16 protein-coding genes (1 of these 16 only partly in view) are annotated in these 22,181 nt (G+C 66.9%); 3 read left to right on the forward strand and 13 right to left on the reverse strand.

The genetic code is table 11. From position 1 onward, the window contains the following. Nucleotides 1-3,811, reverse strand: partial view of a non-ribosomal peptide synthetase gene (locus tag ACZ9GA_RS14625; protein ID WP_457361997.1) — the 5' end (the start) only. It extends 5,645 nt beyond the left edge of the window; 3,811 of the gene's 9,456 nt are visible here — the first part of the coding sequence; its start codon is at nt 3,809-3,811; its stop codon lies beyond the left edge, outside the window. 315 nt (nt 3,812-4,126) lie between these two features. Here ACZ9GA_RS14625 and ACZ9GA_RS14630 point away from each other — a divergent pair, with 315 nt between their 5' ends. Both ACZ9GA_RS14630 and ACZ9GA_RS14635 read left to right on the forward strand, forming a co-directional pair. Then, entirely contained in the window at nt 4,127-4,900 is a 774-nt protein-coding gene (locus tag ACZ9GA_RS14630) for a helix-turn-helix transcriptional regulator (RefSeq protein ID WP_457361996.1), read from the forward strand. A gap of 24 nt (nt 4,901-4,924) precedes the next feature. Beyond that, the gene (locus ACZ9GA_RS14635; RefSeq protein WP_457361995.1) at nt 4,925-6,352 is read left to right on the forward strand and encodes an efflux transporter outer membrane subunit; all 1,428 of its coding nucleotides are present in this window, start codon (nt 4,925-4,927) and stop codon (nt 6,350-6,352) included. Nucleotides 6,353-7,109: 757 nt separating this feature from the next. Here ACZ9GA_RS14635 and ACZ9GA_RS14640 read toward each other — a convergent pair. The 12 genes from ACZ9GA_RS14640 to ACZ9GA_RS14695 all read right to left on the reverse strand — a co-directional run bounded on the left by ACZ9GA_RS14640 (nt 7,110) and on the right by ACZ9GA_RS14695 (nt 21,026). Beyond that, on the reverse strand, nt 7,110-7,895 hold the full coding sequence (locus ACZ9GA_RS14640) for a cyclase family protein (protein ID WP_457361994.1): 786 nt from the start codon (nt 7,893-7,895) through the stop codon (nt 7,110-7,112). Beyond that, nucleotides 7,892-8,857 carry an NAD-dependent epimerase/dehydratase family protein gene (locus tag ACZ9GA_RS14645; RefSeq protein ID WP_457361993.1) on the reverse strand — a complete coding sequence of 322 codons (966 nt, stop codon included), beginning with the start codon at nt 8,855-8,857 and terminating at the stop codon, nt 7,892-7,894. The genes ACZ9GA_RS14640 and ACZ9GA_RS14645 overlap by 4 nt, the downstream gene beginning before the upstream one ends. Before the next feature lie 10 nt (nt 8,858-8,867). Beyond that, on the reverse strand, nt 8,868-9,851 hold the full coding sequence (locus ACZ9GA_RS14650; protein WP_457361992.1) for a fumarylacetoacetate hydrolase family protein: 984 nt from the start codon (nt 9,849-9,851) through the stop codon (nt 8,868-8,870). Beyond that, nucleotides 9,848-10,411, reverse strand: coding sequence for a cupin domain-containing protein (locus ACZ9GA_RS14655; RefSeq protein ID WP_457361991.1), 564 nt, complete (start codon nt 10,409-10,411; stop codon nt 9,848-9,850). Before ACZ9GA_RS14655 ends, ACZ9GA_RS14650 begins: the two co-directional genes overlap by 4 nt. Before the next feature lie 15 nt (nt 10,412-10,426). Then, on the reverse strand, nt 10,427-11,197 hold the full coding sequence (locus ACZ9GA_RS14660) for an SDR family NAD(P)-dependent oxidoreductase (RefSeq protein WP_457361990.1): 771 nt from the start codon (nt 11,195-11,197) through the stop codon (nt 10,427-10,429). Then, nucleotides 11,194-12,378, reverse strand: a complete 1,185-nt coding sequence (locus ACZ9GA_RS14665) for an MFS transporter (RefSeq protein WP_457361989.1) — start codon at nt 12,376-12,378, stop codon at nt 11,194-11,196. Before ACZ9GA_RS14665 ends, ACZ9GA_RS14660 begins: the two co-directional genes overlap by 4 nt. Next, nucleotides 12,368-14,833, reverse strand: coding sequence for an efflux RND transporter permease subunit (locus ACZ9GA_RS14670; protein WP_476226468.1), 2,466 nt, complete (start codon nt 14,831-14,833; stop codon nt 12,368-12,370). The genes ACZ9GA_RS14665 and ACZ9GA_RS14670 overlap by 11 nt, the downstream gene beginning before the upstream one ends. Nucleotides 14,834-14,837: 4 nt before the next feature. After that, a complete protein-coding gene (locus tag ACZ9GA_RS14675; protein ID WP_457361988.1) occupies nt 14,838-15,881 on the reverse strand; it encodes a WD40/YVTN/BNR-like repeat-containing protein in 1,044 nt (347 codons plus the stop codon). Nucleotide 15,882: 1 nt separating this feature from the next. Next, nucleotides 15,883-17,241 (reverse strand): DUF1329 domain-containing protein, encoded by a 1,359-nt coding sequence (locus ACZ9GA_RS14680; RefSeq protein WP_457361987.1) that lies wholly within the window; start codon nt 17,239-17,241, stop codon nt 15,883-15,885. A gap of 15 nt (nt 17,242-17,256) precedes the next feature. Further along, nucleotides 17,257-18,942 carry a DUF1302 domain-containing protein gene (locus ACZ9GA_RS14685; RefSeq protein WP_457361986.1) on the reverse strand — a complete coding sequence of 562 codons (1,686 nt, stop codon included), beginning with the start codon at nt 18,940-18,942 and terminating at the stop codon, nt 17,257-17,259. A gap of 610 nt (nt 18,943-19,552) precedes the next feature. After that, nucleotides 19,553-19,897: a Rieske (2Fe-2S) protein gene (locus ACZ9GA_RS14690; protein WP_457361985.1), complete on the reverse strand. Its 345-nt coding sequence runs from the start codon at nt 19,895-19,897 to the stop codon at nt 19,553-19,555. Between the two features lie 4 nt (nt 19,898-19,901). Then, nucleotides 19,902-21,026 (reverse strand): FAD-dependent oxidoreductase, encoded by a 1,125-nt coding sequence (locus ACZ9GA_RS14695; protein WP_457361984.1) that lies wholly within the window; start codon nt 21,024-21,026, stop codon nt 19,902-19,904. 118 nt (nt 21,027-21,144) lie between these two features. On the opposite strand from ACZ9GA_RS14695, the gene ACZ9GA_RS14700 reads away from it, so the two are divergent. Further along, nucleotides 21,145-22,068, forward strand: a complete 924-nt coding sequence (locus tag ACZ9GA_RS14700) for a LysR family transcriptional regulator (protein WP_457361983.1) — start codon at nt 21,145-21,147, stop codon at nt 22,066-22,068. Nucleotides 22,069-22,181 lie beyond the last annotated feature (113 nt).

Here is a 22,181-nt window from a genome sequence, read left to right on the forward strand (position 1 = left end):
CGATGTCGCCCAGCATGGCGCGGAAGAAGGCGTCGTGGCTGGCCTGATCACGGCCCAGGCACACGTGCGCCACGTAATGGCGATAGGGTACGGGCGGCGCCAATGGCGCTTGTCCCGGCTCCAGCAAAGCCTTCAATTCGCCAGCGACGAGCGCCATGGCGGTGTTGTCCAGCACCAGATGGTGGAACAGCAAGACCGCCGCCACCTCGCCCTGGGCCGGGTCGTCGGCATGCACCAGGCGCAGCAGCGGCGCCTGGCCCAGGTCCAGGCGATGCCGGCGGGCATCGAAGCGTTGCTGCAAGCGCTCGATCACCGGGGCGTCGCCGGCAGGCAGCTCGATGGCTTCCACCGGCAGCGTGGCCTGGCGCCACACCACTTGCTGAGGGCGCTCCAGGCCGTCCCACACCACGGCACTGCGCAAAATGTCGTGGCGGTCGATCACCTGCTGCAATGCCGCCGCCCAGGCCTGCAGGCGTGCCGGGCTGTCAAACGCCAGGCGCCACTGCAGCAGGTAGGGGTCACCGTGCTCGGCGCTCAAATGGTGGTAAACGATGCCTTCCTGCAACGGCGCCAGGGGGTAGATCTCCTGCACATTCGCCGCCCCGCCCGGTACTTTGGCGACGATGCGGTCGATGGCTGTCTGGTCCAACTGCGTCAGGCTCAGCATGTCCGGGGTAATGCGCGTGCACCCCATCGGCACGCGATTGGGCGGCACCGACAGCGCGCCGCCGTCCGCCTCGCAGGCCGCCAGCGCGGCCACGGTCGGCTGGCCCAACAGCACCTGGACATCCGCCGCCAGCCCGGCCTTGCGCAATTGCGCCACCAGGTTGACCGCCAGCAGCGAATGGCCGCCCAGCTCGAAGAAGTTGTCGTGGCGCCCTACCCGTTCCACGCCCAGCACGTGCGCCCAGATCGCCGCCATGGCGGTTTCCACCGCGCCTTGCGGGGCCTGGTAGTCACGCGCGGCCAGGGCCGCCGGGTCTGGGTCGGGCAAGCGCCGACGGTCCAGCTTGCCGTTCTGGGTCAAGGGCAGCGCACCCAGGCGCATCAAGGCGCGGGGCACCATGTAGCCGGGCAACTGCGCGCGCAGGGCCTCGCGCAATTCGCTGGGGGGCACCGGCGACAATTCGGTGTACCAGGCCAGCAAATGCTGATCGCGGACCAGCACCACGGCGTCCTTGATCGCAGGATGGGACGCCAGCACGGCTTCGATTTCGCCGAGTTCGATGCGCATGCCACGGATTTTCACCTGATCGTCGTTACGCCCCAGGTAATCCAGGGTACCGTCCGGGTTCCAGCGCACCAGGTCGCCGGTACGGTAAAGGCGCGCCTTGGGGTCATCACTGAACGGGTCGGCGACGAAGCGCTCCTGGGTCAGTTGCGCCCGGTTGAGGTAGCCGCGCGCCACGCCGGCACCGCCAATGTACAGTTCGCCCGGCACCCCCGGCGGCACCGCTTGCCGCCGGGCGTCCAGCACATGGACCCGGGTGTTGGCGATGGGCCCGCCGATGTGCAGGCTGCCGCTGGCCGAGACCGCGCCGGAGGTGGCCACCACGGTGGCCTCGGTGGGGCCGTAGTTGTTGATCACTGCGTAGCGGCGGTCACGGCTGAACTGGCGCAGGCGGTCGCCGCCGATCAGCAGCGTGCGCAAGGTGGGATGCTCCCAGGCCAGGCCGAAGGCGTACTCGGCCACCGGCGTGGGCAGAAAACTGATGTCCAGGGGCTGCGCCCGCCACCAGCGCAGCAGCGTGTCCAGGTCTTCGCCGCCGTCCTGCACCGGCGCCAGGTGCAGGGTGGCGCCGGCGCACAGGGTCGGCCACACCTCCCAGGCCATGGCATCGAAGCCGAAACCGGCCAGGCAGGACACCTGATCGCCCGCCACCAGGGAAAACGCCTGGCAGTGCCAGTCGACCAGGTTGGCCAAGGTGTGGTGTTCCACCATCACGCCCTTGGGCTGGCCGGTGGAGCCGGAGGTGTAGATGACGTACACCAGGGCGTGGCGGGTCAGGCCCGGCACCGCTGGGTTGCGGTCGACATCGTGGCGGCCCTGATCACTGTCCAGCACCACCAACGGCTGGCGCAGGGTGGGCAGGCGCTCGACCAGCGCCGCCTGGGTCAGCACCACCACGGGCGCGCTGTCCGCCAGCAGATAGGCCAGGCGTTCATGGGGCTGCGCCGGGTCGATGGGCACGTAGGCCGCGCCGGCCTTGAGGCAGGCCAGCAGGCCGGCCAAGGTATCAAGGCTGCGGCGGGCCACCACCGCGACGCGGTCCTCGGGGCGCACCCCCAGGGCAATCAGCTGCTCGGCCAGGCCATTGGCGCGACGGTTCAACTGGCCGTAGCTCAGGGGCTGGCCATCGTGCAGCGCCGCGATGGCGTCGGGGTGCAAGGCAGCCTGGGCCTCGATACGCCGGTGGATCAGCGGTGCATCGGCAAAGGCCACCGCGGTGTCGTTCCATTGCTGCAGGTGGTGTTGTTCAGCGGCCGTGCGCAGCTCGAAATCCGTCAGCGCCAGGGTGGGTCGTTCCAGGCCTTGCTCCAGCACATGCACCAAGCGTTCGGCCAGGGCCTGCACCTCGGCAGTGTCGAACCAGGCACGGTGGTGCACCAGATGCAGCCAGGCCTTGTCGTTGTAGCGGTTGGTGCGCAGGTGGATAGCCAGCGGCGTGGCCTCGTGGCCGTTGGAGACCTTCACCGTGTGGGCGCGGGCTTCGCCGTAGCGGTAATCATGGTCGTCCTGCTCATAGGACAGCGACACTTCGAACAACTGCGCACGCGCTTCGCGCGACAGGCCCAGGCTGCGGTTCAGCTCATCAAGCGGCAGGCGCTGATGGCGAAAGTCGCGCTTGAGGGTATCGCGCACGGCCAGCACCAGCTGCTCGAAGTCCATGTCCTGGGCAAACCCCAGGCGCACCGCGCTGATCTGCGCAAAGTGGCCCAGGGTGGTCTTGAACCGCGCCCCGCCGCGGTTGAGCAGCGGCAGGCCCACCACCCAGTCGTCGCGCTGGGCGGTGCGGGTGAAATACACGTGCAGGGCGGCCAGCAACACATGGAACGCCGAGGCACCGCAGCGCTCGGCAAACTGCTGCATGCGCACGTGCAGGGCAGCCGGAAAGGCCTGTACGCAGGTGTGCGACGGCGCCGGGTCGGTGGCCCGGCGGTTGTGGTAGCGCGGCGCCAACAGCGGTTCGGGCAGGTCGCGGTATTTGTCCAGCCAGTACGCCCGGTCCAGGGCGTGACGGGGCGAGCCCTGATAGCGGCGGTCATCCACAATGAATTCACCGTAGGACGGTGCCGGGCTGGCCACGCAGCCACCTTGAGTCAGGGCCGTGTAATGGTCGCCCAGGGCCTTGAGCATGTGCCCGAAGCCCCAGCCGTCGAGGATCAGGTGATGCGCCTCGGTCACCAGCCAGTGGTGGTCGGGGCCCAGGCAGATCAGGCTGAACCGCCACAACGGGCCGCCCTCCAGCACGTAAGGCTTGCGCATCTGCGCACTGATCATCGCCAGTGCCGTGGCCGCCGGCTGGGGGTGCCCGCGCAAGTCATGCACCGGCAACGCCACCGGCAGATGGGCGGCGAAGGTCTGCAGCGGGAGCCCCCCCTCGCCCGCGCCCGGCAACAGCTGCGTACGCAGGCCGTCGTGGGCCGCCACCAGTTGCTCCAGCGCTTGCTGCAGCAACGCCGGGTTCAGCGGGCCCGTGAGCTCGACGTAACCGCCGATGTTGTACAGCGGCGAGTCACCGTGACCAATCTGGTCCAGCCAGATGTCGCGCTGGGCGGCGGTGAGGGGCAAGGCGTCGACGGCAGACATGGCACAAGGTCCTTCTTGGCGGGATTAGCAGCCGATTCAAGCACCGCCGGCGCGCCTTTGTATGTCCCCTGAAACCCGGACATGGCGGCCATGGGGGCGCCCTGCCGCAGGGGCCAGGCGCTGGCCAGGCGCCTTGTCGCCGAAGCGTTACACGATGGGGCTATGCTTGCTGGCGGTGGCCAAACCGGTGCAGGCTTGTCCCTGTTTTCCGGTACAGACGCCAGCAGCTGCTCTGGGTTTGAATAGCGGTATCGTCATTTGGCAGGGTGTTGCGGACCGCACCCTCTCGATGGGTCAGAATCAAGGAAGATACAGATGAAACTGACAAGCAGCCCCAATGACCTGCATGACCCCAACCTGTACCTGCGCCTGGGCGAGCTGGTGGCCAGCGCCGGCGAAGCACACTTCGCCGAACGCATGCTGACCTTCGTCAACAGCCGCGTGGCCATCCATGGCCTGGACACGGCCGAGTGGACGCTGCCCCCGCACCAGCCGGCGGCGCTGCAGATAAAAAGTCTTGGCCTGACGGGCCCGCAAAGCGCGGTCACCGATGCGCAGGATGTGCCACGCCCCCTGCTGCACAGCGTGATGCGCATGGAAGCACCCTTGTTGATCCAGCTGCGGGCCGACCAGGGCGGCCATCACCCCCAAGGCAGTGTCCATCAGTGCTACGTGGTCTCGCGCCTTGGCGACCTGCGCTGGGTCATCGGCTTTCATCGCCAGGCCAGCCTGCGTGCCTTCTCGCTGGCCGAACTGTCGTTGCTCAAGACCTTGTCCGACACCCTGCTGCCGCTGGTCCAGCACCACGCGCAACTGATCGGCGCCACGGGCGCGCCGGCCACCCTGGCCGACCCGGATGGCGGTGTGCTGCACCAGACGTTCAACGGCAAGCTGGCCCACGACGCCGTGAGCCTGTCGGCCCGTGAGCAGGAGGTGTGCATCGGCCTGCTCAAGGGCGTCACCGTGGCACAGATGGCGGTGCGGCTGAACGTCAAGCACAGCTCGGTGGAAACCTACCTCAAGCGCGCCACGGCCAAGCTTGGGGTCAGTGGCCGCCATGGCCTGGCCCGCTGGATGGCCAACGCCTGACGCCCCCACTTCAAGAGACTGCCCATGCCCCGTTTCCCTTTCGCCTGGCCGGCGCTGTTGCTGGCCGGCTGCACGCTGGTGCCGGATGCGCCGGTCGCCACCTTGCCGGTACCGGCGACCTATCCGGATAGCCCCGCCTACGCGCATCCCGTCGGCGCCCCGTCACTGCGCAGCGAGTCACTGCACAGCGAGTCACTGCGCGGCGACTGGCACCAAGTGTTTCGCGACCCGCAGTTGGTGCAGCTGATCGACAGCGCCCTGGCCAACAACCGTGACCTGCGCGTGGCCGCCCTGACCGTCAGCAGCTACCGGGCCCAGTACCGCATTCAGCGCGCAGCCCTGCTGCCCCAGGTGAGCGCCAACGCCCAGATGGACCGCGAACGGGTACCGGCCAGCCTGACTGGCACTGGCGCTGCGGCCATCACTGAAAGCGACTCCCTGACCCTGGGCATCAGTGCCTACGAGCTTGACCTGTTCGGCCGCGTGCGCAGCCTGCGCGACCAGGCCTTGCTGACGTACCTGGGCAGTGAGCAGGCACGGCGCAGCGTACAGCTGAGCCTGGTGAGCAGCGTGGCCAACGCGTACCTGACCTGGCGCGCCGACCAGGCACTGCTGGCGCTGGCCGAGCAGACCCTGGACGCCGACGAACAGAGCCTGCGCCTGACCCGGCGCCAACGCCAGGTGGGCACGGTGTCGGCGCTGGACGAGGTGCAGGCGCGTACGCCGGTGCACAGTACCCGTGCCGCCCAGGCCAAATATCGCCGCCAGGTGGCTCAGGACCTCAACCTGCTGAGCGCCCTGGTGAGCGTGCCCGTGGCCGATCGCCCTGCCGACCTGCCCTTCGACCAGCCACCGATCACGCCTGTGCCTGCGGGGCTGCCGTCTGACCTGCTGCAACGGCGCCCCGACATCCGCGAAGCCGAATACCAGCTGCAGGCCGCCCGTGCCGCCATCGGCGCCGCTCGTGCAGCGTTTTTCCCCAGCATCAGCCTGACCGCCAGTGCCGGCGGTGCCAGCAGCGAACTGTCCGGCCTGCTGCGCGGGGGTGCCGGCGCCTGGACGTTCGAACCCCAGCTAAGCGTGCCCATCTTCACCGCTGGCAGCCTGCGCGCGAGCCTGGACTACGCCCGCCTGCAACAGAACACGCAGGTGGCCAACTACGAAAAGACCATCCAGGACGCCTTCCGCGAAGTCGCCGACGGCCTCGCCGCGCGCGCCACGTATCAGCACCAGCTGACGGCCCAGCGCGCCCTGGTGGCGGCCACGCAACGCTACTACGACCTGGCACGCCACCGCTACCGCGCCGGCCTGGACAGCCACCTGGTGTACTTGGACGCGCAGCGTTCGCTGTTCACCGCGCAGGAGGGGCTGATCAACGACCAGCTCGCGCAGTGGGCGGCCGAGGTGACGTTGTATGGCGCGTTGGGGGGCGGTTGGCTGGGGGGTGTGTAACTCATGGCTTGGGATGTGTGGCGTTGATGAGATCGCGCGCCGCCCGCGCGGCGCTTCCCCGCCTCACGCGCAAGCCCGGTCCTACATTTGTTTCGGGCCAATTATGTCTGTGGCATCACCTGGTCCGCCTTGTTTTTTCACTGCGGATTTGTGGTGGTGCAGACACGGCGGTCGAGGTGATCTCACTGGCATGACTGGCCCGAAACAGATGTGGGAGCGGGGGGCCGGCCATCCGGCGAAGCTCGGGAAGCGCCGCGCGGGCGGCGCGCGATCTCATGCGCGCCATAATTCCCAAGACATGCACCTCTCGAACCCACCACCCTTGTGAACCCTGAACATCTACAGCGAGGCACAGGGCCAGCGCAGCCTGCGGCAGCGGCTACGCGTTTTACTTGCGAATGGTGGCAATCCCCGCCGGCTCCTACCACGCACCGCGTAGGAGCCGGCCTTGGCCGCGATGCAGGCGACCGGATCCATGCATCAGGCGCGCTGTGGATCAGCCAGTGCGCGGAGTCTGGGACGCGACCGTAGCCGCTGCCGATAGGCTGCGCTGGCCTTCAGCCTCACTGGAAATCCGCAGGGTTCACACCGGCCAGCGCAGCCTGGCGGCAGCGGCTACATGATTTGCGCCAACCCTGAAAGACCGCGTCGCCTGCATCGCGACTAAAGTCGGCTCCTACGCCGTACGTGGTGGTAGGAGCCGGCCTTGGCCGCGATGCAGGCGACGCGACGTTATGGCCTTCGCGGGCATCAGCCCTCACTCATTGATGATCGCCACCGCCCGGACGAATCCTGCCGAGGCGTTCTTGATTTTGTATGGAAAGCAGGAGACGACGAAGCCGCTGTCAGGCAGCGCGCCCAGGTTGGCCAGTTTCTCCATTTGCCCGTAGCCCACGTCGCGCCCGGCTTTGTGGCCTTCCCAGATGATCGAGGCGTCGCCGCTGGCGGCGAAGCGTTCACGGGTGTATTTGAACGGCGCGTCCCAGCTCCAGGCATCGGTGCCGACGATGCGTACGCCGCGGTCCAGCAGGTACAGCGTGGCTTCCCGGCCGATGCCCACGCCCGCGTCCAGGTAGCCGGGCTGGCCGAACAGCTCGCCGGCGCGGGTCTGGACCAGCACGATGTCCAGCGGCGTGAGCACATGGCCGATGCGCGCAAGCTCCGCTTCCACCTCCAGGGCGGTGACCACATGACCATCGGGCAAGTGGCGAAAATCCAGCTTTACCCCCGCTTGCAGGCACCACTCCAGCGGCAGTTGGTCGATGCCCCAGGCCGGTTGACCGCCATCGGTGGTGGACGCGTAATGCCAGGGCGCGTCCATGTGGGTGCCGCTGTGGGTGGTGATGGTCAGGCGTTCGGCCGCCCAGGCTTCGTGGCCGGGCATCTGCTCCAGGGTCAGGCCCGGGAACATCGCCGCCATTTCCGGCCAGCCCTGCTGATGGTCCATGTACTCGATGTGCGGCAACAGCGGCGGCGGATCGGTGTACGGGTTGTTTTCCAGCGTGACCGACAGATCGATCAGGCGACGGTTGGCAGTGATCATAAAGCGACCCTCGTATTCGGTAGGTTCAGGGCATGGCGCACAAGGCCGGCGGCGTTGCCGTCATGGCAGAAACCGGCGGCCCGCGAACGGGTGGTTTTCAACGGCGGCATGGCGCCGAACAGGGCTTGCAGCTCAGGGTCCGGGGCGAAGCTCACCAGGCCCCGGCGGTGCTCGCCGAAGCGTTTGGCCAGGGCATCGATTACCTGGGCCAGCGACAGGTGCAGCACGGGCAATTGCCACACCCGCTCGCTGTCCATCGGCAGGCCCGTCAACTCGGCGGCGTGAATCAGGTTGGCGACGCAGCAGTGCGCCGACATCCACCAGGCGGTGGCCTGGGGCGACACCGGGCAGGTGTAAGGCTGGCCTGCGGCGTAAGCGTGCAGCACATCGCTCATGAACGCCGAACGCAAGCCGTTGGGCTGCCATGGCCGCGCGACGATGCCCGGCAACCGCAGGGCGCGGCCGTCGACCTCGCCGCGGCGCGCCAGGTCACACAGCGCCGTCTCGACCATCAACTTGTGGGCACCGTACGACAGCTGCGGCCGAGTGACAGCCGATTCGTTCATCCGCACGGGCAGCTCGCTGCCATAGACCGCCACGCTGCTGGCATACACCAACACCGGTGGGCGGCGGTTGTCGCGCAACTGGTCCAACAGCTCCAGGCTGGCCATCAGGTTGACCTGATAGCCCACCTCGTACGCCTGCTCGGCAGCACCGCCCGGCACGCTCACCAGGTGGAACACCACATCCACGCCGTCGGCCAACACCCGGCGCACCAACGCATAGTCGGTCAGGCTGCCGACGTGCAGCCGCAGGCGTGGGTCGGCGGCGAATGCGTCGAGCTGGGTGTCGAGCAACAGCAGCGTGTCCAGTGCACGCCCGCACAGTTGCCCGCGCGCCAACAGCCGCAACGCCAGTTGCCGACCGACGAAGCCATTGGCTCCGGTAATCAGTACACGCATGGGCGCCCCCTTATTCGTCGGCCTGGATGACATGCTGATCAATGGCACCAAACACCGACTGGCCATCCAGGCCGATAACGTCCATGTGCACCCGCTCGCCAAAGTGCAGAAACGCGGTACGAGGGCTGCCGTGCTCAATCATTTCAATGGCGCGACGCTCGGCGATGCAGGCCGAGCCGACCGATCGGTCTTTATTGGACACGGTGCCCGAACCCACCAGGGTGCCCGCGCCCAGGCGGCGGGTCAGCGCGGCGTGGGCGATCAGTTGGCCGAAGCTGAAATTCATCTCGCCGCCGTGGGGGTGGCCGAACCACTCACCGTTGCGCTGCACCTGCAACGGTAACTGCACACGGCCATCGACCCACGCCGCGCCCAGCTCGTCAGGCGTGACCGCCACCGGGGCGAAGCTGGAAGACGGTTTGGCCTGGAGGAAGCCGAAGCCGGTCTGCATTTCCCGCGGGGCCAGGGCCCGCAGGCTGACGTCGTTGACCTGCAGCACCAGCTGGATGTGCCCGGCCGCCTGCGCCGCCGAACAGCCCAGCGGCACGTCGTCCACCAACACCACAAACTCGCCCTCGAAGTCGATGCCCTGGGCTTCGCTGGGCAGCCGCACGTCGTCGCGGCCACCGTAAAAATCGTCGCCCGCACCCTGGTACATCAACGGCGTGCGCTCGGCGCCGTCGATGGGGTCGAGGTTGAAAGCCTTCTGCATCAGCGTGCCGTGGTTGAGGAAGGCCGAGGCGTCGCACCATTGATAGGCGCGCGGCAGCGGCGCCATGGCCTGGCGCGGGTCGAATGGCTGCACGCCCGGGGCGCGGCCCTCCTCCAGCAACCGGTACAGGGCTTGCAGCCGGGGTGCGCAGGTGGCCCAGGCGTCAACCGCCTGTTGCAACGATGCCGCAATGGCACTGGCGCACACGCAGCGGCCCAGGTCCCGCGACACCACCACCAACCGACCATCGCGGCTGCCGTCTTTCAAGGTGGCCAGTTTCATGGTGCGATTCCTTGTGCAAATTGCCCGTCCAGCAGGATGAACACCATGCGCGCCATGTGCTCGGTGCGGTTGCTCCAGGCATGGTTGGTGCCGCGCTGCACCACCACGTCGCCGCAGCGCAAGTGCACGTCCTGATCGTCCAGCACCAGCCACACCTCACCTTCGGTGACGATGCCGTAGTCGACGGTTTCGGTGCGGTGCATCAGCCGGTGGCGGCTGTCGGCGTTCCCGGTACCCGCGTGGGCCTGACCGATTTCCGCGAATGCCTGGGCGGCGGCTTCAGGGGATACTGCGTTCTGTACGGCGTCCGGTGGAATGTCGACCACCCGGATCACGCTGCCCAACGCCCCGGGGCTCAGTTGCAGCGGCTTGAGGGTGGGGTCGTCGGCGTTGTCGATCAACGCGGGCGCGGCGCTGGTGTTCCAGATTTCATGGAACACCGTGCCGGGCACCGCTTGCAGATTGAACACACTGGGCGTAGGCCCGCTGATGGCCACGGTGGCCTTGCCGTTGGCGTCGTGGCCGGTGACCACACGCTTGAAACCGGGAAGTGTCTGCATCGCTAAAGTCCTTGTTCAATTGCCGTCGCCGATGGTGGTGCCACCGTCGACGATCAGGTTCTGGCCAGTGATGAAGGCCCCGCCGGGGGCGGCCAACAGCAAGGCCACGGCGGCGATTTCCTCGGGCCGGCCCACGCGCCGCAAGGGCGTGAGGGCCAGGCGCTTGTCCATCACCTGGGGTTGATCGGTAAGCGGGCGGGCAAACTCGGTCTGCACCACGCCTGGGCTGATGGCGTTGACCCGGACGTTGCTGGGCCCCCACTCCACCGCCAGGTTGCGCGCCAGCTGGGCCAGCGCCGCCTTGGACAGACCGTACAGGCCCAGCCCGCGGTTACCGCGCACGCCGGCGATGCTGGCCATCAACACCACGCTGCCGCCGCCGCGCGCGACCATGGCCGGGATCAGCGCGGCGGTCAGCCAGGCCGCGCTGTGCAGGTTGACGGTCAGGGTGTCTTGCCACTGGGCGTCGCTGGCACTGGCCAGGGGGCCCATGTGCGGGGCGATGCCGGCGTTGCAGACCAGAATGTCCAGCTGGCCGAAGTGCCCCAGCACTGCTTCGGCCAAGGCCTGGACCTGCGCCCGGGAGGCCATGTCCGCGGCCATGGGCCAGGCGTCGATGCCCTCCTCGGCCAGTTGCGCCGCCACGTGGCGACAGTCCTCGGGGTTTTCGCTGCTGATGGCCACGCGCGCACCCGCCTGCCCGTACGCACGGGCTATGGCCAAGCCAATACCACGGGTGGCGCCGGTGATCAGGGCCACTTGGCCACTGAGGTCAAACAGTTTCATGCATGCTCTCCTTGCAAACGCGCGCCGCACCAGCGCGGCACAATCAGACAACTGAGCGCCACCACCCCCTGCAGCAGGCCGACCATCAGCACTGCGTGGGGCACCGCCGACACCTCACCGGCACTGATGGCCAGCACCAGCAGCGGGCTGGCGAATTCGCCGGCGAAAATGGCTGCAGTGAACAGCCCGGTCGCCCGGCCTCGCTGACGGAAGCCGACCTGGGCCATGATCCAGGTGATCAAGGTGGGCAACATCAGGCCAATGCCCAGGCCGTTGACCACCACCGCCACCACCACCTGCAGATGCGTGGTGGCGCAGCCCATCAGCACGCCGCCGCAACCGGCCAGCCCAAAGGCCAGCAGCAACAGCCGCGCAGGCGCGATACGACCGATCAGTCGGAAGCTCAAGGCCCCTGCCACCACGCCCAGCTGGTTGCCACCCATGGTCAGGCCGACCTGCTGCGGGGCGTCGATGCCCAGCAGGCTGAGGATGAAGCCGGCCTGTACCGGCACGATAAACAGGCTGGCACCGGCCAGCAGCGCCAGCAGGTACAGCGGCGCCAAGGCGCGCCACGCAAGGCCGGTTGCATCGCGCTGGACCTGTACCGGGGCCACGGGCTCCCACAGCAGCCTTGCCATCAACGGCAGGAACACCAGCCCCACCGCGTACAGGGCAAACGGCGCGCGCCAGTTGTCTTGCCCCAGGTGACCGCCCAGGCCCATGAACAGCGCCGCCGACAGCGAGGTGGCGACCATTTGCAGGGCGAACAGGCGCTCGCGGCGGGCGCCGCTGTAGTAGTCGCCCATCAGCGTGGTGCAGCCGGTCATGATCGCCGCCTCGGCCAGGCCGATGCCGGCACGGCTGGCAACGATGGCCGGCAGCGACTGCAACCACAGCGGCAGCGTGCCGCACAGCGCGTACAGCGCCATGGCCCACAGCAGCAGCGGCTTGCGCCCGACCCGGTCGGCGATCACCCCGGCAAACGGCGCCAGCAGGGCTATCACCAGGGCCGGCAGCGTCAAGGCGATGGGCACCAGCACGGCGACGCCGGGTGTGTCGGTGAAATGCGCCTGCATGCGCGGCAGTACCGGGGCCAGCAGCACAGCGCCCAGCACCGGCAGGCAGCTGCCCAACAGCAACAGCAGCGACTGCGGCAGGCCTGGGTGACGATCAGCGTCCATGGGCCACCTCCAGGCTCAAGGATTGGGGTTTGTCGCGGCTGTCCGCCGCAGCCTGGGACGTCGCCTGAGCCTGCAACTGCGGTTGGCGGGGCAACAGAAAGTACGCCAGCGCGGGCAGCAGGATCAGCGCGCCCACCATGTTCCACACAAACATGAACGCCAGCAGCACGCCCATGTCAGCCTGGAACTTGATGGGAGAGAACATCCAGGTGCCCACGCCGATGGCCAGGGTGACGCCGGTGAGCATCACCACCTTGCCGGTGAACTGCAGAGCCTGGTAGTAGGCCTGGGACAGGCTGGCGCCGGCGCGCATCTGCGCCAGCACGATGCTCATCACGTACAGCGCGTAGTCCACGCCAATGCCCACGCCCAGGGCGATCACCGGCAAGGTGGCGACCTTGACGCCGATACCCAGCCACACCATCAGCGCCTCGCACAGGATCGACGTCAGCATCAGCGGCAGCACCGCACACAGCACCGCGCGCCACGAGCGAAAGGTAATCAGGCACAGCAGCACCACGGCGCCGTACACCCACCACAGCATTTCATGGCTGGCCTGCTTGACCACGATGTTGGTGGCCGCCTCGATACCGGCGCTGCCGGCCGCCAGCAGGAACTGCGCCTGGTCGCTGTCGTTGGCCTTGGCGAAGGCCTGCACGCTGTCGACCAGGCGGGTCAAGGTGTCGGCCTTGTGATCGGTGAGGTAGGCATAGACGGTCAGCAGGCTGCAATCTTCGTTGTACAGCCCGCGTGGCGCACCGGCGGTGACCATGTTCAGGGTGGCCTGGTTGTGCAGCAACTCGTACCAGCGCGGGTTGCCCTCGGACAGCCCCACCAGCACCCGACGGTTGAGCAAGGCCAGGGAGTTGGTGGAGTCCACGCCTGGCAGGCCGCGCAGCTGCCAGTCCAGGTTGTCCACCCGTTGCAAGGTGTCGTAGCTGGAACAGCCACCCGGCGACGTCTTGACCATCAGCGCAAACACATCGCTGCTGGCGCCGTAGTGCGCGGTCAGGTAGGCGTTGTCGCGGTTGTAGCGCGAGTCGGCGCGCAGCTCCGGTGCCCCGGCGTCCAGGTCGCCCACCTTGAGGTTCAGGCTGACCAGGTAACCGCCCACCGCCAGCACCGCAGCCACCGCCACGCACACGCTGGCCCAGCGGCGCTGGGTGAACAGATCCAGAAAGCGCCAGGCCGGGTGACGCACGGCGCCCGCCGCCTCGGCTTGTTCGCCGCGCAGGCTGCGCTTGGCCGCCGTGGCGCTGACGCCCACGTAGGACAACAGCACCGGCAGCAGGATCAGGTTGGTGAAGATCAACACCGCCACGCCCAGGCTGGCGATCAGTGCCAGGTCCTGGATCACCTGGATCTTGATGATCATCAGCACGGCAAAGCCCACCGCATCGCACAGCAGCGCCGTCAGCCCGGCCATGAACAGCCGCCGGAAAGTGAACCGTGCCGCCACCAGGCGGTGCATGCCGCGGCCAATGTCCTGCATGATGCCGTTCATTTTCTGCGCGCCGTGGCTCATGCCGATGGCGAACACCAGGAACGGCACCAGCACCGAGTAAGGGTCCAGCTCAAAGCCCAGCACCGGCAGCAGGCCCAGTTGCCACACCACCGCCACCAGCGAACAGCTCATCACCAGCGCCGTGCTGCGCAGGCAGCGGGTGTAGCCGTACAGCACCACGGCGGTGATGACGATGGCGGCGGCGAAGAACAGCAGGATCTGGCGCAAGCCGTCGATCAGGTCGCCCACCACCTTGGCGAAGCCGGTGATGCGAATGTCAATGCGCGGGCTTTGATACTTGCTGCGCAGCGCCTCCAGTCGCGTGGCCAGGGCGCTGTAGTCCAGGGCCTTGCCGTCAGCGGTGGTGGCCAGCAACGGCACATAGAGCATGCTCGAGTGCTGGTCGAAGGCCACCAGTTGGCCGATCTCGTTGCTGCGCTCCACATTGCGCTTGAGCGCATCGAGGCTGGCTGCGCTGCCGTCGTAGCCATCGGGAATCACCGGGCCGCCTTCCAGGCCTTCCTCGGTCACGCCCACCCAGCGCGTGGCCGGGGTCCAGAGGGATTTCATGTAGGCGCGGTCGACCCCGGGCAGCAGGTAGACCTCGTCATTGAGCTGCTGCAGGGTGTGCAGGTAGTCCTTGTCGTACACGCTGCCGCGGGTATTGATGACCGCGATGCGCACGGCATTGCCCAGCCCCGACAGCTCCTGGCGGTGGGCCAGGTAGTTGGCGATGAAGGGCTGGTCACCGGGGATCATCTTCTCGAAGCTGGCATTGAGGGTCAGGCGCGTGGCCTGCCAGCCCAGCACCACAGTGGCCAGCAGGCACAACAGCAGCACGATGCGCCGGTGGTTGAACAGTGCGCGTTCGAGCAGCGAGCCGGAGCGGCTGTCGAAATCGGCCAGGCGCCCGCCGTGCGGCGCCGCCTGGGTATTACGAGGGGCATGCATGGGCTTACTCCGCTATAGACTGGGTGGGCGCCGAACTCAGGCGCAACGGGCCGGCAAAGCCCACGCCCACCAGGGCGCCATCGCTGGCCTCGACCACCGCCGACAGCGGCGCGCCGGCCGCCAGCGGCAAGGGCACAAGGCCGGTGCCGTCCAGGCGGCCCTGCAGCACCGTGCCGGCCTGGTTGACCAGCAGCAGGCGTCGATCGCCGACCCAGGCGGCGTTGATGGACACCGGCACAGGGTTGCCGACCTCACTGAAATGCTCGCCCCTGAGGGTGAACAGATGGCCGCGCAGCCCGCCCAGCAACAGGTCGCCGTCGGCCAGCAGGGCCAGGCTGAAGTAGCTGCCGTCATAGGGGCTGGTCAGGGCCTGGAAGTGCTGGCCACCGTCGCCGGAATGCAGCACCAGGCCCTGCTCGCCGGCAATCCACAGATCACTGCCGCGCTGGGCGACGGCGTACAGGTGCAGGCCCTGGGGGTTGGGCAGGCGCCCGGCCCAGCTGCTCCAGGTGGCGCCGCCATCCTCGGTGTAAAGCGCCAGGCCATAGGCGCCGGTGACCAGGCCATGCCGGGCGTCAGTGAAGCTGGCCGCCAGCAATGGCTTGTCGGCGCCGTCGGCCACCAGCCGCTGCGCCGCCGCCAGCCGCTGCGGGTTGCCCGCCAACTGCGCCGCTGCCAGCTCCAGCGCGGCGCCCTTATGGCCATCGAGTTGCAACTGCCAATGCTCGCCACCGTCGGCGCTGTGCAGCACCACGCCGCCATGGCCCACGGCCCAACCTCGCTGGCCGTCGATGAATTGCACGGCCGTGAGGCTGGTGCTGACCGGCACCGGCGCCTGGCGCCAGCTGGTGCCGTTGTTGTCCGACAGCAGCACGGTGCCGCGCTCGCCCACCGCCACCAGCCGCGCCCCGGCCCGGGTCACGGCCAGCAGCACGGCGTGCAGCGCCTGGGCCGATTGCACCGCCGGCTGGGCCAGCACATCGGCCGCCTGAGCGCCCTGGCCGGCCAGCGCCAGGCACAGCGCACTGATCATGAGGGTGCGGTTCATCTCAGCGCACACCTTCGCCAGCCAAGGCATCGGGGGTGAATACCGTGTCCTTGTAGGCCTGCACCACGCGGTACTGTTCGCGCTTGCCGGCGAAGATGTCCCCGGTAAACCAGGCCCCGGACAGCAGGTCGTAGAAGCCGTTGGTCAAGGTCACCACGCCCGGCATGTCGGGCAGTACCACCGGCGTGGTCCACAGCGCCTTGGCCAGTTGGTTCTGGGCGTCGTAGCGTTCACCCAGCACGGCCGCCCAAGTGTCCTCGTCGAGGTAGTAGGTGCTGTGCGGCATCACGTGGCGCTTGCCAGGCTTGAGGGTGGCCTCCACCACCCACACCCGGTGCAGCTCCCAGCGAATGTCGGCCGGGTTCAAATGGTGCTCGCCCAGCAGGTCGGTGGGGTTGGCGGCGGTGAACACTTTGTTGGAGTTGTACGGAATGTACAGCTCCTTCTTGCCCACCAGCTTCCAGTCGAAGCCGTCGATGCGGCCGTTGAACACGTACAATTCGTCAAAGCTCATCACCCCTGCGGTGGCCGGGGTGGGGGTATCGCAGCAGGCGTTGGGCAGGCGGCGTACCCGGCGCTGGCCTGGCAGGTAGGTCCAGACGCCGGCGTTGTCGGCGTTGAGGTTTTCACGGCCGGTGATGGCTTCGCCGGCCCGCAGTGGTGGGCCGTCGTTGGTCATGCGGATGGTCCAGAACACACCATCCTTCTGGCCGCCGTCAGGCAGGTACCAAGGCATTTGCAGGTCGGCCTTGGAGTCGTTGGTCAGCACATGCTTGCCATCGGCGGTGGTCAGGTACTGCGTGAACTCGGCGTGCCAGGACGCCCCGCGCCAGCGCAGCAGGTGGTTCCAGATGGCCTCGGCACCGCTTTTGGGGATGGGGAACGGAATGCCGCCCTGGGCGTTCTGCGGCATGGGGCCGGCGGCGCCGTCCACCAGGGTGCCGTTCAGGGCATTCTTGTAGGTCGCGTCGTAGACCGCTTGTGGTGCTGCAGCAGTGCGGTGCGTGGGGTAGACGTCCAAATGGTAGCTGTCGGGGTATTTCTTCAGCATGGCCAGGGTGCCCGCCGAGAGCTTGTCGGCGTATTGGCCAGCGTTCTGGGCGGTGATGGTGAACAGCGGTTTTTCCGCCGCGAACGGATCGCTGCGCTTGCCGCCGTCCTTGTAGGCCGGGTCGGTCTGGGTCAAGCCGCCGTTCCAGGCCGGGATGCTGTTGTCGGCGTTACCGGCGCGGGTGGCGCCCAGGGGTGTGAGGGTGGTTTTCAGGGTATCGGCTTCGCTGGCCGGGACGGCGGCCATGACGCCGTGGGCCAGCAACAGCGATGACGCCAGGGCAGTGAGCAGCAAGGTGACGGTTTTCATCGACTGATCCTCGGTTCAGAAAGTACGGCTGACGCTGAAGGCCACGAAATCACGGTCCTTGAGCGACTGTTCGAAGGTGTAGTTGTTGTTTTCATCGAGAAAGGTATTGGCCGGCCCGTAGTAGTGGGTGTAGGTCAGGCCCAGGTTCCAGGTGTTGAGGTAGTTGCCCTTGATGCCGATGTTCATGTCGCCGCCGCGGTTGCTGCCGAACGCGGTGCCCAGGGCTTCGGAGGCGCCGTGGGTGTAGCTGATGCCCACCGGGATGCTCACGTCCATGCCGGGGAAGAACTGCCGGTACATGGGCTCGTACACCGTGCGCAGGCTCCAGGCGTCGCGGGTGGCGTTGGGGTCCACGGCGTCGGGGTTGCGGGTCACGCTCAAGGTGCGGTTCCACGCCAGCTCGCCGATGAAGCTGGACTCCATGGCCACGAAGGTGGGGCCAAAACTGGCCAGCCAGCTGAGGTTGGCGTGCAGCGTGTGGCCAGTGGCGTACAGGGCGTCGTCGGCTTCGTTGGCCAGGCTTTCGCCGGCCAGCAAGGTGCGCTGGTTGGTGGACGCCAGGGGCTGATGCCAGCGGGTGGACAACTCGCCGGCGATGTTGAACTGGGCCAGCGTGGTGGAGAAGCTTGCGCCCAGCGCCTCGATGCCTTCGGGGTACACCCAGTAGTACTCGCCCGCCTGGCCGGTGACCGGGTTGAGGTTGGCGAAGTCCGGGCGCACCAGCAACTGCGGGTTCTTGTCATGGAAGCGGATGGCGTAGACGCCGTAGTCCACGGTCTCGGTGCGCCACTTGATCTGCACGCCGCCCTGCCCCGAGTCCTTGGCGTTCTTGTTGCCGCCGCTGTAGAACGCCAACGGCTCGCCGCCGGGGATCACCGGGCTGCCGGCGAACAGGCGCTCATTGCCGCTGCCGACGCTGTCGAAGCTGGAGAAGTAGCTGCCCGCCGCTGGCAGGCGGTTGGCCTCCCACTCGAACTGGTAGTAAGCACCGACCGATACGTCCGGGGTCAGCTGGAACTGGCCGGACATCTGCCGCACCGGCCGGATCAGCTCCTTGAACTGGGTGTTGGGTACCGACAGGCCCTTGACCACGTCGGTGGGTGCCATGCCGCCGGCGATGCCGTTCATGCCGTAGAACAGGCTTTCGCCCCACTGCATGGCGTACTGGCCGATGCGGCCCGACACGGGCATATCGCCCCAGTCGGCCTTGCCGTAAATGAAGGCGTCGAGGATCTCGCCCTCGCGGCCGTGCAGCTTGCGGGTCTTGTCGGTGAAGTGGTCGTAGTCCACCGAGGTGCTGTTGTTGGTGTCCGGCGAGTTGTTGTCGTTGCGCTTGTTGTAGACGTCGTCGTACCAGGCGGCGCCGCTGATCCGGGCGCCGACGTTCTGGTAGCTGATGTCGAATTCGGACAGCAGGTCCAGGCGATCGGAGATCATGCCGCCGCTGAAGTTGCGGTCGCCATCGTCGCCGTTGACCGCCGTGGTGCCGGTAGTGAGCTGGTCGCTGCGGCCCTCGGTGCGCCAGGCGGCGCTGTACTTGAGGGTGTTGTCCCAACGGGTGCGGATATCCGGGTTGCCGCTGTCGAATTCAAATGCCTGGGCCACCGGCAGACCGGTGACGAATGCCGCCAGGGCCAGCACCAGGGGATTGCGTGCAAAATGGGGGCGCAGGTGTACCTTTGCCCGATAGCTGTTCACCATCGAAGAACCCTCTTTATTGTTTTTATCCGCAGGTTTTCTTGCCTGCCAGCGGCCGGGGACGGCCGTGCAAGCGTTGCAATGATCAGGGGGGTGGCGCGGGTGTGCGAATTGTCGGTTGCCAGGTCAGCGGGTCATGGTCGGGGATCATGGAGTCCTCACACTGTTTTTATTGTTGTAAGCCTGTCTGCCGTCGTGGGCAGCGGTTGGGTAGAGCTTGTCTGGAACTTGCCGGTCTGACTAATCGACTCTTCTGATGCGATGTATTTCAAACCGCGATACTTGACCGGTGCCTACTACACGGGTGGTGATGCGTGCATGCGGGTGCTGCTACAACGCGATCCATGTGTGGGACCGGGCGAAGCTCGGGAAGGGTTCGGCGCGGAAGGCGGGTTGGCGCTTCCCGAGCTTCGCCCGGTCCCACAGGGGAAGTGGGCGCTGAGCCTCAAGCCCAGCCAGACCGCGTCGCCTGCATCGCGAGCAAGCTTTGCTCCCACATCGGCCCGTGGATGTGCCACCTACCTCGTCGACCCCCAAACCGCGTCGAAACACGCACGGCGTAGGAGCCGACTTTAGTCGCGATGCAGGCGACGCGGTTGCAAGACAGTTTCGGCTACAGCGGGGTATCCAGCAGCCAGACATCCCCCTGCTCGTCCACATGCAAAGCCAGAGGCTGCAATGACTGCCCCAGGCAAGGCCCCAGCACGCACAAGCCGTTGTCGGGCCGGAACTGCGCGCCGTGGGCGAAGCAGACGATGCGCTGGCCATCAGCGGCCATGAATCGGTCCTTGCGGTAATGCATGGGCACCTCAAGGTGCGGGCAGCGGTTGCGCCAGGCCCGCAGCTGGCCCTGCCAGCGCACCAGCAACAGGGTGTCGCGACCCAGGCCGAACGGATCAAACCCGAGCGCACTGCCCTCGCCCACCGCCTGGGCCGGGCATAAATAAACACCCTGCACCGCGTCAGATCGGCTCGGCAGTGAGCTTGAGCATCTGCTTGGTCAGGCCGATGCGATCGAACGTCGGGTCCTGGGCCATTTCCCGCTCGCCGGCCAGGATCGATTTTTCGCTGATGAACTTGCAGCGCTCGAAGCGTCGCGCCATGAAGCGCTGCAGTTTTTCCTCCAGGCTGCCCTGCCCGACCAACTCCAGGCTCAGCACCAGCGCATCCTCGATAGCCATGCCCGCACCCTGCCCCAGGTGCGGGGTGGTGGCGTGCGCCGCATCGCCGATCAGCAACACCCGGCCCTTGAACCACGGCTCGTCGACGAACACCACCTCCATGGGTTTGTACACCACCTGGGCGTTGTCGGTGATCTGCTCGCGCAGGTCGCCGATCAGGCCACCGATGCGGCCGATACGCTCGCGCATCAGGCCGGCCAGTTGCTCGGTCTGATACCACGGGTTGTGCGGCTCATGAGAGGTGGAAAACATGTACATCAGCTCGTCCGAAAGCGGCACCAGGCCTGCGTTGCCGTCTGCGCCCATGAAGCTGGCCAGGTGGTCGATGGACGGATCACGCTTGAAGTTGTAGCGCCACACCGCCTGGCCCGTGAAGCGCGGCGTGTATTGTTCGCCAAACAGCAGGCCACGCACTTTCGAGTAGACGCCGTCGGCGCCCACCACCAGTTCGTAACGTCCCTGGGTGCCGTCGGTGAAGCTAACCTGCACGCCCTCAGCGTCCTGTTCGAAGGCCTCTACACTCAGGCCCAGGCGCACGGTGGCGCCCAGTTCGATGGCCGTCTCGCTCAATACCTTGTGCAAGGCCAGGCGGGAGATGCCGACATTGGCCGGGTATTGCTCACCGGCCAGGCGCTGGCCGGGGATGCGCGCCAGGGGCGTGCCCTGCAGGTCGTAGATACCCACGTCCTCGAAGCTATAGGCGGCATCCAGGTAGCGGTCCAGCACGCCCAGGCGCGCCATTTCCCGCACCACATTGCTCTGCTGGATGATGCCCACCCCGTACACCGTCCAGTCGGATTTGATCTCCACCAGGTCCACTGCAATGCCCTGACGGCGCAGGGCAATGGCCGCGCACAGGCCACCGATGCCGCCACCTACCACCAGGATTTTATTGACTTCGCTCATTCGGGCTACCTTGTTTTTGTTGTACCTGCGGCGAAGATAGGGATGAAACGAAGCGTTGACTAATGGTGTATCGGCATGGAAAGTATTTTGAAAATAAATACAACATGAGCCTGCTCCCATGCGTTTCAACCACCTGGACCTCAACCTGCTGGTCGCCCTGGACGTGCTGCTCGAAGAGCAGAACATCACCCGCGCCGCCGTGCGCCTGCACATGACCCAGTCGGCGCTGAGCGGCATCCTGCGACGCCTGCGTTCCTATTTCGAAGATGACCTGTTGGTGCAGGTCGGCCGCACCATGGCGCCCACGCTGCTGGGCAAGGACCTGCAGACGCCGGTGCGCGAAGTGCTGCTGCGCATCCAGACGTCCATCGCCGCGCGGCCGGTGTTCGACGTGGCACAAAGCAAGCGCCACTTCCGCATCATGGCGTCCGACTACCTGATCAATGTGCTGTTTGCCGAGGTGATCCGCCGGGTCAACGCCGAGGCACCCAACGTCACGTTCGAATTGGTGAGCCCCAGCGAGTCGGCGCGCGAGATGCTCACGCGCGGCGAGATCGACCTGATGATCGCGCCCGAGCAACACATCGTCGCCGACCATCCCTCGCAACTGCTGTTCGAGGAGCAGCACGTGTGCGTGGTGTGGGAAGGCAATACCCTGGTCCGCGATCCCTTCACGCTGGAGAACTACCTGGAACTGGGCCACGTGGCCGCCGCCTTTGGCCGCAGTCGCACACCGGCCGTGGAAGAGTGGTTCATGAACCAGTACGGCTGTAAACGCCGCCTGGAGATCACCACCCATGACTTCAACACCCTGCCCCACCTGCTGATCGGTTCCAACCGCGTCGCGACCATGCACAGCCGCCTGGCGTCGCTGTACGCCAAATTGCTGCCCTTGCGCCTGCTGCCACCGCCGGTGCAATTGCCGGTGATGCGCGAGCACATGGGCTGGCACCGCAGCCTGGACAGTGACGCCATGCTGGCCTGGTTGCGCAGCAAACTGCTGGACGCCGTGCAGAGTATCGAGCCCCCCGTATTGTCCTGACCCCTGCGCATGCTGATGCGCCACGCCGCGCGACCTATTGCGAAACGTGATGGCTGGCATCCGAACACGCAATTTGTCGATGCCCATCAGGCGTGCGAGTTTCCACCGCAGGC

This window comes from Pseudomonas sp. TE3644 (assembly GCF_056278815.1).